Here is a 16,680-nt window from a genome sequence, read left to right as displayed (position 1 = left end):
GGAGTAAGCTGGCTAACATGCCGAGAGTTTAAAGGATTTTGGAAAACCTTGCACGATTGGCATCGTGCTGCAAATAGCGGTCAAACACCATGGCGATGGCACGCACAAAATACCAGCCCATGTCGGTCACTTTCAGGCCATCGTCTTCCAGCACGACCAAGCCCTGCTTTTGTTTTTCAAGCAGTTGTTGAATCTCTAACTTAAAGTAATCTCTAAAATTAATCATGTAAGAAAGCTCTATCGACTCATAACTGAGCTCACCATGGCACATGATGGCCATAATCACTGCACGCCGGATCAGGTCATCCCGGCTCAATGCCAACCCGCGCACAATCGGCAATTGGCCCTGGTCTAAAAAGTCGTAATACTCTTCCAGCGTTTTGGCATTCTGGCTATAAGTCGCGCCCATTTTGCCGATGGCAGACACGCCCAGCGCCAGGATATCCTGGTCGGCCATGGTGCTGTAGCCCTGAAAATTGCGATGCAATCTGCCCTGCTGTTTGGCAATCGCCAGCGAGTCTTCAGGCAAGGCAAAGTGGTCCATGCCAATATACACATAGCCTGCCTGCATCAATTGCTGAATCGCCTCTGACAGCATTTGAATTTTATCAACTGCATTGGGTAGTTCATCTTGCAAAATGCGGCGTTGCGGTTTGAAACGTGACGGTAAATGCGCATAGCCATAGAGGGCAATACGATCTGGTCGCAAGGTGGTGATTTTGGCAATGGTCTCGCGAAACGTCGCCGGGGTTTGCTTGGGCAAGCCATAAATCAAGTCGGCATTAATCGACTGGTAACCCATCTCGCGAGCCTGTTGCATCAGCGTTTCCACTTGCGCATAAGACTGCACTCTATGCACGGCCTGTTGCACCTCAGCGTCAAAATCCTGCACGCCAAAACTCAGTCGGTTAAAGCCCAGATCGCGCAAATGCTGCAAACGTTGCTGATTGACCGTACGCGGGTCAATTTCGATGGCATATTCCCCCTCTGGATTAAACACAAAGGCTTTTTTGAGCATCTCTACCAGGCGGGTGAGCTCTTCGTCATTGAGAAAAGTCGGTGTGCCACCGCCTAAATGCAGCTGATTGACAGTCTGCGCCTGCGAAAATTTGTCCAGATGCAAATTGAGCTCACGTTGCAGATAGTTCAGGTAAATGGCGCCCTGCTCATAGCGCTTGGTGACGATTTTATTGCAGGCACAATAGAAACACAGCGACGCACAAAACGGGATATGCACATAGACGGAAAGTGGCTGCGTCCAGTTGCTGATATTGCGCTGCTCTGACGCCTTGACATAGGCCGCGGCATCAAACGCCTCGACAAAGCGGTCTGCCGTCGGGTATGAGGTGTAGCGCGGTCCCGACACATCATAGCGTTCGATATGCGCCTGGGTAATCATCAACGGTTGTTTCATGGTCTCTAGCAAATTCTTTCCTATCGGCACAAGCGAGACATCGCGTCCCGGAAGTCATTGACGGCTACTTTGCCATAAAGCAACCCATGACTTCTTGATGCATATCAAATAGTCCCGTGCGCGACGCGTGCATAATGCAACGCACTATAATAGGGAAGAGTAAAAAGCATCATGTTCAATGCCAATGCAGCACATGAAATCACCTCGCATGAAATCCATCCTCAGGAAGCGTATAATCAGCCGCAAGATCAACGACTGCCAAGGACCGCCCCCATGCAAGCCGAATCCAGCTTCAAGGTCGCCTGCTCCAATTGCAACTTGCGTGAGCTGTGCCTGCCGATAGGCTTAAGCACGGACGAGATGAATCAACTCGATGGCATGGTTGCCACCAGAAAAAAGGTCAAACAAGGCGGTCACTTGTTTAGCAGCGGAGATCCGTTTACTACCCTTTATGCGATTAGGACTGGCTTCTTTAAAACCTGTGTGGTGTCTGAAGATGGCCGCGAGCAAGTCACCGGCTTTCAAATGGCGGGCGAAATCATGGGCCTGGATGGCATCGTCAGCGACAAGCACAATTGCAATGCGATTGCACTCGAAGATGCCGAGGTCTGTGTGATGCCGTTTAATCACGTAGAAGACTTGTCACGTCAAATCCCCATGCTGCAACGCCATGTGCATAAAATCATGAGCCGCGAGATTGTGCGCGAAAACGGGGTGATGATGTTGCTGGCCAATATGCGCGCCGAAGAACGACTGGCCGCGTTTCTGCTTAACTTGCTGCAACGTTTGCATGCACGCGGCTACTCAAAAAGTGAGCTGATTTTGCGCATGACGCGTGAAGAAATTGGCAGCTACCTGGGTATGAAACTAGAAACGGTCAGCCGCACCTTCTCCAAGTTTAGTGACGACGGCATCATTGAAGTCAAACAGAAAAATATCCGCATTTTGGATCACGAAAAACTGCAGGCAATCTTTAACGCCAGTACCTGCTAAACCATTCTCAAGCTTGGCAATATGGAGTCTTTGGCGCTATTTGAGGCCTTAAAGGCTTTTGCAAGCACTCACGCATGGCGTTATGTGTATCCGGTGTGGTCGCGCCGGGCACAAGGTATTTCTATCGGCATCAACCTGCACCCCAATCATTGCTGTAACTGGCATTGCCTCTATTGCCAGGTGGCGGGCTTGCAACGCGGCCCCTCGCCGGTGATTGATGTGTCTGGCTTGCAACAAGAGCTGACCGATTGCCTGCACTGGCTCAGCCAACAAATACACCCCACGCGCACCCTGCGCGATTGTGTGCAAGACATCGCTTTTGCTGGCGATGGCGAACCAACCACCTCGCCACAATTCCCTGACATATTAGCTATGCTGGCTAACCTGCTGCAGCAACGCAGTGCGGATGACCGCCCGGCTTATGTGCGGCTGATTACCAATGGCAGCCAGCTACAGCATGCGCACGTGCAGCACGCACTCAAACTGTTGCATGCCTTGGGCGGTGAAGTCTGGTTTAAAGTAGATGCAGGCAATGATGCAGAGATGCGGGCGATCAACGATGCGCGCTTACCATTGTCGCTGCATATGCAACGCTTACAAGCAAGCTGCATGGTGTGTAATACCTGGGTGCAAACTGCCGTGGTGAGTAGAAAAGTGAATGGTGAGATCATCACCACACCGTCGTTAACAGGTTATTTGCAGGCGCTATTGCCATTTAAACAACAAATAAAAGGCATCCTGCTTTATGGCATTGCCAGACCGAGTCAGCAGGATAATCTAGGCTGCCTGCAAGCGACACCAGCTGTGGTATTAGAACAGTTCGCTGAGATATTGCGCACGCAAGGCTTTTGCGTGCGCCTGTTTTTTTGAAGTGTGTAAAAGCGTTATTCTTCCGCCGGTTTGAGGCCGGTCTGTGCATGGTTGCGTGCCTGTACAGCCGGGGCCATAGACTCATCTTGCATATCATGGCCTTGCGCATCCAGTGTTTTATTGATTTCTATGCCCTTGCGGTAGTAGTCGTCAATGGCTGGGTCAGGATGCGTAATCGCCAGGTACAGGGTGATAAAAGACGCCACCACCACCAGCGACGGTCCGCCAATAATCAACCAGACAAAGGGGTTTTTGTACCACTTTTGCTCAGCTTGCAACGGCGCTGCCTTAAGCGCTGCTTGAGAATTACTCATTTATATACTCCATGTTCCTGACGCTTTAATTGCTGGGCACGATAAAGACAGACTTCTCTTTTACCGTGTCTTTGGATTCAATATCCGTCATTTCAAAATAGATTTTGTGCGAACCGGCGCTGGTGACGCCATCCGGCAATTGCAGTTCTACAATGACATTACGCGTTTCAAAAGGTTTAAGCCCTTTGAATGGCTCGTTATTGTTATCTGCAATATGCACATCCAAGTCAGGTAATCCTACGACCTTCAAGCTGTAATCGCGTGGAGATTCCGTATCGTTTTCAAGCTTGAGGTTATAAACGTTCTCAATCTTGCCCGCATCGGTATAGCGGGCCAACATCGCACGGTCACGCAATACGTCCAGCCTGAAGTCTGGCTTGAAATACAAGCTAACCACCATGCCCACGGTTAAAGCGACCAGAATCGCGGTGTAAATCAGTACCCGTGGACGCAGCAGGCGACGCCAGATTTGCTGGCGGCTCCAGTGGTTGTCGAGGCCATTTTGCGTGGTGTATTTGATCAGGCCTTTGGCGTAACCCATTTTGTCCATGACATCGTCACAGGCATCAATACAGGCACCGCAGCCTATACACTCATATTGCAAGCCGTTACGGATGTCGATGCCGGTTGGGCATACCTGCACGCAAATACTACAGTCTATGCAACTACCCAAGCCGTTGGCGTTTTCTTCGACTTTTTTAGAGCGTGAGCCTCGTGGCTCACCACGCGCCTCATCGTAAGTCACCGTCATGGTGTCGCCGTCAAACATTGCGCTCTGAAAACGCGCATAAGGGCACATGTATTTACACACCTGCTCACGCATATAGCCAGCGTTACCATAGGTCGCAAACCCGTAGAAGCAAATCCAGAAGGTTTCCCAACCGCCTAATTGCCACTCAACAATGGCAGGCACCAGCTCGCGGATGGGTGAAAAGTAGCCCACAAACGTCACACCAGTCCATAAACCAAACGTGATCCAGGCAAACTGCTTGAGCGATTTGCGGCTGATCTTATTCAGGGTCCACTTGCTGTCATCCAGGCGCATGCGGGCGATGCGGTCACCTTCAATCTTGGTTTCCATCCACATATAAATTTCGGTGTACACCGTTTGCGGACAGGTATAACCACACCATAAGCGCCCGGCCACCGCGGTAAACAGGAACAGCGCCAGCGCTGAAACAATGAGCAAGAAAGACAGATAAATCAGGTCTTGCGGGTGGAAAATCAGGCCGAAAATATAAAAGCGCTTGGCCTCGAGGTCAAACAGCATGGCCTGGCGTCCGTCCCACTGCAACCATGGCACGCCATAGAAAAACAGCTGCGTCGCCCAGACCATGACCCAGCGCCAGCGGTTATATAAACCGGATACGCTGCGGGCATAGACTTTGTCTTCTGATTTATAAAGTGAAAAAACCACCTCCTGTGCAGGAATGGTGGTTTTGTTCACAGCGCTTTCTTTAATATCGCTCATTGTGTTTTGCATACACCTTATTTGTTGGAAAGACCCCAAACATACGCTGTCAGCAAGTGAATTTGCTCAGGCGTGAATTTCTCTTTCCAGGCAGGCATCACATTATTTTTACCTTCGTGAATGCGTTTGATAATCGCAGCTTCACCCTGGCCATGCAACCAGATATTGTCAGAAAGATTAGGCGCACCAATCATTTGGTTACCCTTGCCTTCTGCACCATGGCAAGCGGCACAGACAACAAACTTGTCTTTACCGGCATTGGCACGACCTGAGTCATGAATACTGCCAGACAAGCTCAACACATAGTTAGCCACATTTTTCACATCTTCTTCATTACCGACTGCAGCAGCCATCGGCGGCATGATACCGTTACGGCCATTGTTGATGGTCAGCTTGATGGTGTCAGGTGAACCACCATACAACCAGTCGCTATCGGTCAAGTTTGGAAAACCGCGGCTACCTTTGGCATCAGAACCATGACAAGCAGCACAGTTGTTCAAAAAAATACGCTTACCAATATCACGGGCTTCCGGAATTTTGGCAACGTCTTCAACCGGCATCGCAGCGTACTTGGCATATAACGGTGCGATTTTCGCATTGTTTTTAGCCACTTCTGCTTCGTATTGTTTCACTTCGGTCCAGCCAAATTTACCGTTATAAGTCCCCAAACCCGGGAACAGAAACAGATAAGCCAAGCCAAAAATCACAGTGATGATAAACAAACCCACCCACCACATTGGCAAAGGGTTGTTCATTTCTTTAATGCCGTCCCACTCGTGACCATTGGTGTTATCACTGTCTAGGGTTACCTTGACGCGGCTTGCAAAAATCAGCAAACCGACACAAAAAGCGATCCCACCCAAGGTAATGGTCGAAATCCAAATCGGCCAAAATCCGTTTACAAAATCATTCATGATGTTTTCCTTAAGCTTTCCGCACAGAGTATTAGTCTTGATCGAACGGCAGGTTCTGCGCGTCCTTGAACTGTGCGGAGTGACGATTGCGCCATGCCCAAACCAGGATTGCGATAAACAGCACAAAACTCAGTACTGTAAACACGATGCGTAACAGGTTGATGATATCCATGGCGCGTCTCCTTATTTCAGGTGTGTACCCAACACTTGCAGGTATGCAACCAGTGCATCTTGCTCGGTTTTGCCTTTGATTTCATCGCCAGCCGCCTTGATCTGTGCATCGGTATATGGCACACCCACTTTACGCAGTGCAGCCATATGGTCACCTATCGTCTGATCGTTTACCAGATTCTCTTCCAACCATGGATAGGCTGGCATAATCGATTCTGGCACGACATCACGTGGATTGTGCAAATGCACACGATGCCAATCATCACTGTATTTTCCACCTACGCGATGCAGATCCGGGCCTGTACGTTTAGAGCCCCACTGGAATGGGTGATCATAAACATACTCACCTGCCACTGAGTAGTGGCCGTAACGCAAGGTTTCAGCGTGGAAAGGACGAATCATCTGTGAGTGGCAGTTGTAGCAGCCTTCACGCAGATAAATGTCACGACCCGCTAATTGCAGTGCAGTGTATGGCTCTAACCCACGGATAGGTTCCGTCAGGGATTTCTGGAAAAACAAAGGCACGATTTCAACCAGGCCGCCAAAGGAGATCGTGATGAAGGTCAGCACGATCAGCAGGAAGTTATTGGTTTCAATCTTTTCGTGCAGATTGCCACTATTGTTTTGATGCGTTGCCATAGTGAGCTCCTTATGCGTGTGCAACAACAGCCGGGATTTGTACCGTTGCTGGTTTGCCATTAGTGGCTGTTTTATAGGTGTTCCACAACATGATGACCAAGCCGCTCATATACAGGAAACCACCCAGTGCACGTGTGAAGTAGTAAGGGAACTTGGCTTTCACACTCTCAACAAAGGTATAAGCCAATGTACCGTCAGCGTTCATTGCACGCCACATCAGGCCTTCCATCACGCCAGAGATCCACAACGCAGCGATGTATAACACCACGCCGATGGTGGCCATCCAGAAGTGCACTTCAATCGCTTTCACGCTATACATTTGTTTTTGACCAAACAGGCGTGGAATCAGGAAGTACAGAGAACCGATAGAAATGAAACCCACCCAGCCCAGAGCACCAGAGTGCACGTGGCCTACGGTCCAGTCAGTGTAGTGAGACAAAGCGTTCACGGTTTTGATCGCCATCATCGGGCCTTCAAAGGTACTCATACCGTAGAAAGACAATGAAACAATCAGGAAGCGCAAGATAGGGTCTGTGCGCAGTTTGTGCCATGCGCCGGACAGGGTCATGATACCGTTGATCATACCGCCCCAGCTTGGTGCAAACAGAATCAAAGACAACACCATGCCCAAAGACTGCGTCCAGTCAGGCAACGCGGTGTAATGCAAGTGGTGCGGACCCGCCCACATATACGTGAAAATCAATGCCCAGAAGTGCACGATAGACAAGCTGTAAGAGTACACAGGACGCTCAGCTTGTTTAGGCACAAAGTAGTACATCATGCCCAGGAAGCCTGCCGTCAGGAAGAAACCAACCGCGTTGTGACCATACCACCACTGCACCATCGCATCTTGTACGCCTGCGTAAGCAGAGTAAGACTTGAACCAGCCAGCAGGAATCGCCGCACTCTCAACGATGTGCAATAACGCCACCGCCAGAATAAACGCACCGTAGAACCAGTTAGCCACATAAATATGCTTCACTTTACGGATACCGATGGTACCGAAAAAGACGATGGCATAAGAAATCCATACGATCGCAATCAGGATATCGATTGGCCACTCCAGTTCACCGTACTCTTTACCTTGGGTATAACCCAATGGCAATGAGATGGCAGCGGCAACAATCACTGCTTGCCAGCCCCAGAAAGTAAAGCTGGCCAGCTTGTCGCTAAACAAACGGGTCTGGCAAGTACGTTGTACGACATAGTATGAGGTAGCAAATAAAGCACAGCCACCAAATGCGAAAATCACTGCATTGGTATGCAGCGGTCGTAAACGGCCAAAAGAGGTAAACGGCAAGCCCAGGTTAAGCTCTGGCCACACCAGCTGAGACGCGATAATCACGCCCATCAATGTACCAACAACACCCCAGACCACCGCCATGATGGCGAACTGGCGGACCACGGTATCGTTGTAGGTCGCAGCCTTCACGGTTGCATTTTGCATGGATTTCTCCCAATGATTAAAACAAACACCCAACACTCAAAAAAACTCTAGTTGTTCAACCTGATCATCTCAGAGTTGTCACAAATCTGATTTGACACACATCAATCCTGTTCATGAATCCTTGTTCAGAAACGCTTAATCTTGCTCAAGAATGCGTGAACCCTCTTCTTCCAGGTCTTCAAACTGCCCGGTTTGGATTGCCCACCATAGGCCGCCCAGAATGACAAACACCAGCAACACAGCTAGTGGGATCAATAAAAATGCAATTTCCATAACGCTATGCCTGACCTTTCTGCCAGCCCGACTTATCCCAGTCGGTCAAACGTAATGCATTCAGCAATACCAACAGCGAACTGGCAGCCATACCCAATCCGGCTAACCAGGCGGGCAACAAGCCCATGATCGCTAATGGCACACCAGCTGCGTTATACAACGCAGCCCACAACAAATTCTGTTTTACGATGAGGATGGTTTTTTGACAATGCGAAATGAGCGAAACCAGCACACCGATATCATTACCCAACACTACCATATCAGCCTGTGCCTGCGTCAAAGGGACGCCGGAACCCATTGCAATAGAAGTATGCGCTGCAGCAATGACAGGGCCGTCATTCAAACCATCACCAACCATTAATACTTTCCGCCCCTGTTGTTGCAACAACTTTACGTGCTGCAGCTTATCTGCTGCTTTTTGTAACCCAAATGCGCGCTCAATGCCTAGTTGCGCTGCAAGGTTTTTAACGGGCGCTATTCTATCACCAGATAACAGTTGAATATCAAGCCCATGTGCAATTAATTGTGAAATCGCCGCTTTAGCATGCGGCTTCACCTGCTCGGTCAAAGTCAGCCGTGCCAGCTGGACTTCACCAGTCGCAACATAAACCTGGCGTAATGCATCCGCTGCTTCATGCGCGATACCGCAAAATTCGGCATTACCTAATGTTACTCGCACAGCCTCACCCGCTTTTGTGACTATGGTTGCAGACATGCCACCACCGACAATCTCTTGCCAATCCTGCAAAAGCAGTTGATCTTGCGCATCGTGCTGCAAAGCAAACGCATGCAGCGCCTGCGCGACCGGGTGTAAAGAGTCACGACTCATGCTGGCGATCACATCCAGCAACCACTGCCTGTCCCATTGCGCGTGCGTTTCAACCAAGGTAACTTGCTGCAAATTTTCAGTTAAGGTGCCTGTTTTATCAAACACAATGGTATCCACTTCGCTGATCGCTTGAATGGCCTGCAAACGGCGAATCAACACCCCGCCTTTGGCGAACGTACCGGCGCTGGCCAGCATGGCTGCAGGCGTCGCCAGCGATAATGCGCATGGGCAAGTCACCACCAGCACGGCGACCGCCGACATAATGGCTTTGGCCGGGTCCGTATTCCACCAGAAAATCACCGCATAAATAGCCGCTAACAAGACGGCCCACAGGAAAGGTTGCGCGACTTTATCTGCCAACAAAGCAATGCCAGGCTTTTCTGTCGAGGCCGACGCCATGAGATTCACCAGCGCATGATATTGCGTGCCCTCACCGACCTGCTCGACCTGCATTTCAATGGCAGAGGTTAAATTACCGGCACCGGCGATAACTTTGGCGCCCACAGGCTTTAACACTGGCTCAGACTCACCGGTGAGCATAGACTCGTCAGCGCTGGTGCTGCCAACCATGACCAGGCCATCCGCCGCAAATACCTCGCCAGGGCGTACATATAGCACATCACCCACATTGATATTGCTGGCGGCAATTTGCACCCACTCGCCATCGGCATTTTTTTTAAGCACTGCATGTGGCAAACGGCGCATCATGTTTTCCAGCGCCCCTGCCGTACGGTTACGCAGTTTCACATCCAGCCAGCGACCTATTAGCAGAAAACTCACAAACATGGTCAGCGAATCATAGTAAACCACGTCGCCCCACCAGCCACCGGGCGCAAACGTGGCCAGGGTGCTCATGACAAAAGCGGTCATAATACCCAGCGACACCGGCACATCCATGCCCAGTTGGCGCTGCTTGAGACTAACCCAGGCTTGTGACAAAAATGGCGTGGCTGAAAACAGCATCACTGGCAGGGTCAGCACCCAGGACGCCCATTTCATCAGTTGCACCATGTCCGGTGCCATATCATTGCTGTCCGACCAATAAGTCGGATAGGCATACATCATGACCTGCATCATGCAGAACACCGCCACCACCAGGCGCCACAGCATTTTGCGTTGCTGCACAGTACGGTCGGAAATGGCGTTGTATTCGTTAAGCGGTAAGGCCGGGTAACCAATCTCGTTTAAATTGGCAAACCAGCTTGAAGGAGAGGTTTGTTTTGCGTCCCACACCACACGCACGCGTTTGGAGGCCGCACTGGCCTGCACGGCAAGCACGCCGCGCTGCTGCTTGATGGTTTGTTCAATGCGACCGCTACAAGCGGCACAGTGCATGTTGTCGACCCACACATGAGAGGTCCACACTTCGGCAGCAGAGGCATCGCGCTGACTAAAGCGCTCCCATTCAGACTGGATATCCAGCCCTTGCCATGGGTTTGCACTGCTCGCTGCTAAAGGGTTTGCCATTAGGTGATGGGCCGTCCGTGGGAACAATATATAACTTTATATTATATGATTGAATATAATATAAATCAATGTGTTAGCGCATACATGGCGCATGCTATTAAAACAGCATACAGCCAGTATTTACTTGATCTGAGACAACAAAAATAGAAAAGATATCCATCAAGCAGGCGCGAATTGACAAAAACGCCCCTGCCTATGTTTTATCAAGGTTATTTCACGCGCATGCCGGCTTGCGCACCACTGTCTGGCGACAGAATATAAGGGCCGCCACGCTCATCGCTGGCCGCCAGCACCATGCCTTCGCTCATGCCAAACTTCATTTTGCGCGGTGCCAGATTAGCCACCATCACCGTTAAACGGCCTACCAGCGTCGCCGGGTCATACGCCGATTTAATCCCGGCAAATACCTGGCGTGGCTTTTCTTCGCCAATATCGAGCAGCAATTTAAGCAATTTCTCAGCGCCCTCGACATGCTCAGCACTGACGATATGCGCAATACGCAAATCCACCTTGGTAAAGTCATCAATCGAAATATAGGCGCCCTCTTCGGCCGCTGGCGTATCCGCTTTCGCTTCAGCCTTGGCGGGCGTTTTAGCAACTGCCTCTGCTTTCGCAGGCGTCGTCGCTTGCAAACTGTCTTTATTGGCTTCTACCATCGCTTCGATTTGCTTGCCTTCCAGACGCGTCACCATGTGATTATAAGGCTGAATCGTTTGCGCGCCCAAGCCCTGGCCAACATCTGCCCACTGCAATGGCTGCACGTTCAAAAACGCTTCTACAGCGGCCGCAATATTCGGCAATACCGGTTTTAAATAAATCGTCAGCAAACGGAACATTTCCAGCGCATTGCTGCAAATCGTATGCAACTCAGCCGTCTTGGTTTCATCTTTTGCCACGACCCAAGGCGCTGCTTCAGCCACATAAGCATTGGCAGCATCGGTCAGCTTCATAATTTCACGCAGCGCACGCGCGAAATCGCGCGCGGCATACGCCTCTGCAATCGCCTGTGCCGCTGCACGCATATCGTCAATCACCGCATGCTGCGCCGTGATCAGTTGATTATCAAACTTCTTTGCCACAAACCCAGCCGTGCGGCTAGCAATATTAATATATTTACCCACCAGATCACTGTTGACGCGGGCGACAAAGTCTTCCAGGTTAAGGTCAATGTCTTCCATGCTGCCATTGAGTTTCGCGGCATAGTAATAACGCAAATACTCAGGATTTTTCACATGCTCTAAATAACTGCGCGCAGTGATAAACGTACCGCGCGACTTGGACATTTTCTCGCCATTCACCGTCAAAAAGCCATGCGCGAATACCTGCGTCGGCGTGCGATGACCAGAGTATTGCAGGGTTGCCGGCCAGAATAAGGCATGGAAATACAAAATATCTTTGCCGATAAAATGATACAACTCAGTCGAAGAATCCTGTTTCCAGTATTCATCAAAATCTAAACCAACTTTGGAACACAGATTTTTAAAACTGGCCATGTAGCCAATCGGCGCGTCCAGCCAGACATAAAAGTACTTGCCTGGCGCATCGGGGATTTCAAAGCCGAAATAAGGCGCATCACGCGAAATATCCCAGTCCGAGAGCTTATTCTCACCGGCTTCGCCTACCCACTCGCTCATTTTATTAGCGGCTTCGGCTTGCAAAGTGCCGGATCGCGTCCAGTCACGCAAAAAGTCCGCGCACTCGCTCAGTTTAAAAAAGTAATGTTCGGTTTCTTTGCGCACGGGTGTCGCTCCAGAAACTGCCGAGAAAGGATTAATTAAATCGGTTGGGCTGTAGGTCGCACCGCAGACTTCACAGTTATCGCCATACTGGTCTTTAGCATGGCACTTAGGGCACTCGCCTTTAATAAAGCGGTCCGGCAAAAACATATTTTTAACCGGGTCAAAATATTGCTCGATGGTTTTGGTGGCGATTTTGCCGTTGGCTCTGAGCGCGCGGTAAATGTTGCCAGACAACTGGCGGTTTTCTTCAGAGTTGGTGGAGTAGTAGTTATCAAACTGCACCAAAAACTCAGCAAAGTCCTGGCTGTGCTCAGCATGCACCTTTTCGATCAAGGCTTCCGGCGTGATGCCTTCTTTTTCTGCGCGCAACATAATCGGTGTGCCATGGGTATCATCCGCACACACATAATGCACCGTATGGCCCTGCATTTTCTGAAAACGCACCCAGATATCGGTTTGAATATACTCAACCAGATGCCCTAAATGAATGCTGCCGTTGGCATATGGTAAGGCGGACGTCACCAGAAGTTTGCGTGTCATGAAAACAAGACCAGGATAAAAACCGTTATTTTAGCAAACCCACTGCCGTTTCAACCAATCTTTATCTTAAATCATGAGCAAAGCCGATGAACAGGCTTTACAGATGAGAGCATAGTGAGGCCTGTGCAGCTTTTTATTGGCCTCACCACTGCTTTGCAGCTTAACTTTTCGGAATCAACACCGCGCTCACCGTATGAATCACGCCGTTATCGGCATTGATTTCATCGCCAACGACTTTTACGTTATTCACCTTGACGCCATCGGTGACAGATAGCTGCAAATCAGCGCCTTCTAGTGACTTCACCTTACCCGCACTCACATCCGCTTGGGTGATTTTGCCGGGGTAAACATGATAGGACAGTACTTTTTTGAGCTGATCTGGATTTGCCATCAGTGCGTTGAGTTTGGCTTTGGGCAACTTGGCAAAGGCGGCGTCATTGGGTGCAAACAGGGTGATGGGGCCTTTATCGTTGAGGGTGCTTTCCAGCCCGGCGGTTTTGACGGCTTTTAAAAAGGTTTTAAAGTCACCCTCTTGCTCGGCACTTTGCAGCAAGGTATCTGCATTGGCGTGGTGGCTGTAGCTGACGGCTAACAATGCCAGTAAAAGAAGTTTGTGCATATTGATTCTCCTGAATGAACAATTGATAAACAACGGCAGCGGCTTGAGTGCTGCTGTTGTCGATGTGTTTACCTTAGCAAGCGCGGCTTACGCCTAACTTACCTTTTGTCAACCCAAGCTTACATGCAGCTTAACTCGGCAGCGCCTGACGCATGGTCGTAACACTGCATGACGAACAGTGCCTGTTGGAGTAGAATTCCCGATTCATTTAGTCAGGCATTTTTGCAGGAACATTCAGCATGGCGATCAGCGAACTCATCATTCAAAGCACCTTAAAACTTTGCATAGACCCCAATACCGGTAAAGACTTTGTCAGTGCCAAGTCGATTAAAAACATTCAGATCAATGGCAACGATGTCAGCCTCGATGTGGTGCTGGGCTACCCGGCGCTCAGCCAGTTAGCGCCAATTCGCCAGCAAGTGACTGACGCCCTGAAAAGCATAGACGGCATTGCCAAGATTACGGTCAATGTTGGCAGCCGCATCGTGGCGCATGGCGTGCAACGAGGCGTGAATTTATTGCCTAACGTGAAAAACGTGATTGCCGTGGCATCAGGCAAAGGTGGTGTCGGGAAATCGACCACCTCCGCCAACCTGGCGCTGGCGCTGGCCGCCGAAGGCGCGACCGTAGGTTTGCTGGATGCCGACATTTATGGCCCCAGCCAGCCACAAATGCTGGGCATTTCCGGTCGCCCGGATAGTGCCGACGGCAAAAGCATAGAACCGATGCGCGCACATGGCATCCAGGCCATGAGCATCGGTTTTCTGGTCGACACTGACACGCCCATGGTCTGGCGCGGCCCGATGGTCACAGGTGCATTAGAGCAACTATTACGCGACACGCGCTGGCAAGACCTCGATTACCTGGTGATTGACTTACCACCAGGCACCGGCGACATCCAGTTGACGTTAGCACAAAAAATCCCGGTCACTGGCGCCATTATCGTGACTACGCCACAGGATATTGCCCTGCTGGATGCGCGCAAAGGCCTGAAAATGTTTGAGAAAGTCGGCATCCCGATTTTGGGCATCGTCGAAAATATGAGTACGCATATCTGCTCCAACTGCGGCCACGAAGAGCATATTTTTGGCGCAGGTGGCGGTGCCGTGATGGCCAGCGATTACAACGTCGATTTACTAGGCAGCCTGCCATTGGATATTAATATCCGCATGCAAGCCGATAGCGGCCAGCCGACCGTGGTCGCTGCGCCTGACAGTGTGATTGCACAAAGCTATAAAGAAATCGCACGCAAGGCAGCCAGCAAAATCGCCATCGCCAGTCTGGATCACAGCGCTAAATTCCCTAATATTGTGATTCAAAAAACTTAACATCCACCCTCAGCAAGGACGTTGCATATGTCACTCCGCAAACACCATATTGCAGAAGGCCTGATGGGCACGCAATACGAAACCATGGATGAACATATGCAACGCGTCGCCCGGCACATGACCGAGCGCCACCCGGTGTCGCGCAACCTGGCCGCACATCACACGCATGAAGTGCCCAGCCGCGGCCAGCGTGCAGCCGACGCCATGGCCCGCTTTGGCGGCTCCTGGACCTTTATTTTTATCTTCATGCTGATTTTAGTGAGCTGGGTGATCCTCAACTCGGTCATTCTGCTGCGCAGCAACAGTGCGTTCGACCCCTATCCTTATATTTTGCTCAACCTGTTTTTATCCATGCTGGCGTCGATTCAAGCGCCGATCATCCTCATGTCGCAAAACCGGCAGTCAGAGGTGGATCGCCGCCAGGCCGAACACGACTACGAAGTGAATCTAAAAGCAGAATTGGAGATTTTATTGCTGCATGAAAAACTGGATGGTTTGCGAGAGCAACAATGGCAAGAGCTGATTAATTTACAGCAACAACAAATTGGCTTGCTTGAGAAGCTGCTGGCTGAAAAGAGCTAAAAACAATTACTTAGCCACAGAGAACACAGAGTTTATAACCTGAGAGACTTTTTTCTGTGACCTCCGTGTCCTCTGTGGCTCAAACAAATACTTAACTGAAGTTCAGGGGTTATAAAAAAAACCACAAAGATTTCTCTCTGTGGCTTCTGTGTGCTCGGCGGCTTTAAAAATATTAATTCAGCGCCACGCCAAAGCAATAGACATCTACCCCGTTCGGCGATTGAATCAATGTCGCGGGGATAGCTACCCCGTTACGCCAGTTATCGACGGCCTCTTGCTTGCCTGCGCCAGTCACTAAAAACATGACTTCATGCGTATTGTTAAGGCGATCCTGGCTAATGGTAATGCGATCTGCCGGTGGCTTGGGCGAGTTGAATACCGGCACGGCATCAGCCGTGTTATTCACCACCTGGCCCGGGAACAGGCTGGCAGTATGACCATCTTCACCCAGACCTAAAATCACCAGGTCAAACGTACGCACCCCTTTCAGGGTTTCCGCATACGCTTTCGCGCCTTCAATATTGCCCAATTCAGCCGGAATATCGTGAATCTGGCTGGCAGGAATCGCCACATGGCTTAACCAGGCATCGCGCGCCATTTTGCTGTTGCGCTCGGCATGATCGACCGGCAAGCAGCGGTCGTCATTGTGATACACGTGCCAGTTTGCCCAGTCGGCATCTGCCTTGGCTAACAATTCGTAAACAGCTTTTGGCGTGCTGCCACCGGCTAACACAATCAGAAAACTGCCGTGTTTGGCGATGGCTGCATCAGCGGCCGCTAAGACTCTATTGAGCGCTGCCTGATTAATTTCTTGCTGGGATTGAAACGAGTGCCAACGAGTTTGAACATTCAAAGACATAGAAAACCTGTAAAAAACAATACAAAAAAGCGTGCGCAGCCTTTTAGTGCGAGACTGCATTTGCTATAATTATAGCTGACTCGACATGATAATTCTGCAAAATTATCCGAAGCACTGATCGAGTTCATGCCATCCAAAAGATGGGTGTCTCTTAAAACTATCCTCACACCATAGGAAAATCCGAATGAAATTAGCAATGATTGGCTTGGGC

General features: G+C 50.3%; 16 protein-coding genes. 4 read left to right on the top strand and 12 right to left on the bottom strand.

The genetic code is table 11. The annotated features are described in order from the left end of the window. Positions 1–28 precede the first annotated feature (28 nt). A complete protein-coding gene (hemN, locus tag E6Q52_RS05580) occupies positions 29–1,414 on the bottom strand; it encodes an oxygen-independent coproporphyrinogen III oxidase (RefSeq protein ID WP_292819536.1) in 1,386 nt (461 codons plus the stop codon). A gap of 273 nt (positions 1,415–1,687) precedes the next feature. Between hemN and fnr the strand changes: the two genes are divergently transcribed. Both fnr and E6Q52_RS05570 read left to right on the top strand, forming a co-directional pair. Continuing rightward, positions 1,688–2,407 carry a fumarate/nitrate reduction transcriptional regulator Fnr gene (gene fnr / locus E6Q52_RS05575; protein ID WP_292819539.1) on the top strand — a complete coding sequence of 240 codons (720 nt, stop codon included), beginning with the start codon at positions 1,688–1,690 and terminating at the stop codon, positions 2,405–2,407. 21 nt (positions 2,408–2,428) lie between these two features. Beyond that, positions 2,429–3,277 (top strand): hypothetical protein, encoded by an 849-nt coding sequence (locus tag E6Q52_RS05570; protein WP_292819533.1) that lies wholly within the window; start codon positions 2,429–2,431, stop codon positions 3,275–3,277. A 14-nt stretch (positions 3,278–3,291) separates the two neighbouring features. Here the strand turns inward: E6Q52_RS05570 and E6Q52_RS05565 are convergent, their stop codons facing one another. From E6Q52_RS05565 to E6Q52_RS05520, 10 genes are all read right to left on the bottom strand, one after another. Continuing rightward, complete coding sequence (locus E6Q52_RS05565; RefSeq protein WP_292819531.1) at positions 3,292–3,591, bottom strand: FixH family protein; 300 nt, start codon at positions 3,589–3,591, stop codon at positions 3,292–3,294. Between the two features lie 25 nt (positions 3,592–3,616). Then, positions 3,617–5,062, bottom strand: coding sequence for a cytochrome c oxidase accessory protein CcoG (gene ccoG / locus E6Q52_RS05560; protein ID WP_292819528.1), 1,446 nt, complete (start codon positions 5,060–5,062; stop codon positions 3,617–3,619). Positions 5,063–5,079: 17 nt separating this feature from the next. Continuing rightward, positions 5,080–5,976, bottom strand: coding sequence for a cytochrome-c oxidase, cbb3-type subunit III (ccoP, locus tag E6Q52_RS05555; protein WP_292819525.1), 897 nt, complete (start codon positions 5,974–5,976; stop codon positions 5,080–5,082). A 31-nt stretch (positions 5,977–6,007) separates the two neighbouring features. After that, a complete protein-coding gene (locus E6Q52_RS05550; protein ID WP_292819522.1) occupies positions 6,008–6,148 on the bottom strand; it encodes a cbb3-type cytochrome c oxidase subunit 3 in 141 nt (46 codons plus the stop codon). An 11-nt stretch (positions 6,149–6,159) separates the two neighbouring features. Next, positions 6,160–6,786 carry a cytochrome-c oxidase, cbb3-type subunit II gene (ccoO, locus tag E6Q52_RS05545; RefSeq protein ID WP_292819519.1) on the bottom strand — a complete coding sequence of 209 codons (627 nt, stop codon included), beginning with the start codon at positions 6,784–6,786 and terminating at the stop codon, positions 6,160–6,162. A 10-nt stretch (positions 6,787–6,796) separates the two neighbouring features. Next, positions 6,797–8,233 (bottom strand): cytochrome-c oxidase, cbb3-type subunit I, encoded by a 1,437-nt coding sequence (gene ccoN / locus E6Q52_RS05540; RefSeq protein WP_292819516.1) that lies wholly within the window; start codon positions 8,231–8,233, stop codon positions 6,797–6,799. 135 nt (positions 8,234–8,368) lie between these two features. Continuing rightward, positions 8,369–8,506: a cbb3-type cytochrome oxidase assembly protein CcoS gene (gene ccoS, locus E6Q52_RS05535; protein WP_019881964.1), complete on the bottom strand. Its 138-nt coding sequence runs from the start codon at positions 8,504–8,506 to the stop codon at positions 8,369–8,371. A gap of 4 nt (positions 8,507–8,510) precedes the next feature. Continuing rightward, positions 8,511–10,802 carry a cation-translocating P-type ATPase gene (locus tag E6Q52_RS05530; RefSeq protein WP_292819513.1) on the bottom strand — a complete coding sequence of 764 codons (2,292 nt, stop codon included), beginning with the start codon at positions 10,800–10,802 and terminating at the stop codon, positions 8,511–8,513. Positions 10,803–11,011: 209 nt separating this feature from the next. Further along, positions 11,012–13,081, bottom strand: coding sequence for a methionine--tRNA ligase (gene metG / locus E6Q52_RS05525; protein WP_292819510.1), 2,070 nt, complete (start codon positions 13,079–13,081; stop codon positions 11,012–11,014). Positions 13,082–13,241: 160 nt separating this feature from the next. Beyond that, positions 13,242–13,700 carry a fasciclin domain-containing protein gene (locus tag E6Q52_RS05520; RefSeq protein ID WP_292819507.1) on the bottom strand — a complete coding sequence of 153 codons (459 nt, stop codon included), beginning with the start codon at positions 13,698–13,700 and terminating at the stop codon, positions 13,242–13,244. A 239-nt stretch (positions 13,701–13,939) separates the two neighbouring features. Between E6Q52_RS05520 and apbC the strand changes: the two genes are divergently transcribed. Beyond that, positions 13,940–15,028 (top strand): iron-sulfur cluster carrier protein ApbC, encoded by a 1,089-nt coding sequence (gene apbC / locus E6Q52_RS05515; protein ID WP_292819505.1) that lies wholly within the window; start codon positions 13,940–13,942, stop codon positions 15,026–15,028. Between the two features lie 27 nt (positions 15,029–15,055). Next, entirely contained in the window at positions 15,056–15,610 is a 555-nt protein-coding gene (locus E6Q52_RS05510) for a DUF1003 domain-containing protein (RefSeq protein ID WP_292819501.1), read from the top strand. Between the two features lie 172 nt (positions 15,611–15,782). On the opposite strand, the gene pgl is transcribed toward E6Q52_RS05510, so the two are convergent. After that, the gene (pgl, locus tag E6Q52_RS05505; RefSeq protein WP_292819498.1) at positions 15,783–16,469 is read right to left on the bottom strand and encodes a 6-phosphogluconolactonase; all 687 of its coding nucleotides are present in this window, start codon (positions 16,467–16,469) and stop codon (positions 15,783–15,785) included. Between the last annotated feature and the right edge of the window lie 211 nt (positions 16,470–16,680).

Source organism: Methylophilus sp., assembly GCF_008015755.1.
GTDB lineage: Bacteria > Pseudomonadota > Gammaproteobacteria > Burkholderiales > Methylophilaceae > Methylophilus.
The sequence above is the reverse complement of the archived record's forward strand: the minus strand, read 5'-3'. Positions and strand labels throughout refer to the sequence as shown.

Bases quoted from the DNA above. Each gene is read 5' to 3' on its own strand.
- hemN (WP_292819536.1), bottom strand. From the start codon at position 1,414: ATGAAACAACCGTTGATGATTACCCAGGCGCATATCGAACGCTATGAT.
- fnr (WP_292819539.1), top strand. From the start codon at position 1,688: ATGCAAGCCGAATCCAGCTTCAAGGTCGCCTGCTCCAATTGCAACTTG.
- E6Q52_RS05570 (WP_292819533.1), top strand. From the start codon at position 2,429: ATGGAGTCTTTGGCGCTATTTGAGGCCTTAAAGGCTTTTGCAAGCACT.
- E6Q52_RS05565 (WP_292819531.1), bottom strand. From the start codon at position 3,591: ATGAGTAATTCTCAAGCAGCGCTTAAGGCAGCGCCGTTGCAAGCTGAG.
- ccoG (WP_292819528.1), bottom strand. From the start codon at position 5,062: ATGAGCGATATTAAAGAAAGCGCTGTGAACAAAACCACCATTCCTGCA.
- ccoP (WP_292819525.1), bottom strand. From the start codon at position 5,976: ATGAATGATTTTGTAAACGGATTTTGGCCGATTTGGATTTCGACCATT.
- E6Q52_RS05550 (WP_292819522.1), bottom strand. From the start codon at position 6,148: ATGGATATCATCAACCTGTTACGCATCGTGTTTACAGTACTGAGTTTT.
- ccoO (WP_292819519.1), bottom strand. From the start codon at position 6,786: ATGGCAACGCATCAAAACAATAGTGGCAATCTGCACGAAAAGATTGAA.
- ccoN (WP_292819516.1), bottom strand. From the start codon at position 8,233: ATGCAAAATGCAACCGTGAAGGCTGCGACCTACAACGATACCGTGGTC.
- ccoS (WP_019881964.1), bottom strand. From the start codon at position 8,506: ATGGAAATTGCATTTTTATTGATCCCACTAGCTGTGTTGCTGGTGTTT.
- E6Q52_RS05530 (WP_292819513.1), bottom strand. From the start codon at position 10,802: ATGGCAAACCCTTTAGCAGCGAGCAGTGCAAACCCATGGCAAGGGCTG.
- metG (WP_292819510.1), bottom strand. From the start codon at position 13,081: ATGACACGCAAACTTCTGGTGACGTCCGCCTTACCATATGCCAACGGC.
- E6Q52_RS05520 (WP_292819507.1), bottom strand. From the start codon at position 13,700: ATGCACAAACTTCTTTTACTGGCATTGTTAGCCGTCAGCTACAGCCAC.
- apbC (WP_292819505.1), top strand. From the start codon at position 13,940: ATGGCGATCAGCGAACTCATCATTCAAAGCACCTTAAAACTTTGCATA.
- E6Q52_RS05510 (WP_292819501.1), top strand. From the start codon at position 15,056: ATGTCACTCCGCAAACACCATATTGCAGAAGGCCTGATGGGCACGCAA.
- pgl (WP_292819498.1), bottom strand. From the start codon at position 16,469: ATGTCTTTGAATGTTCAAACTCGTTGGCACTCGTTTCAATCCCAGCAA.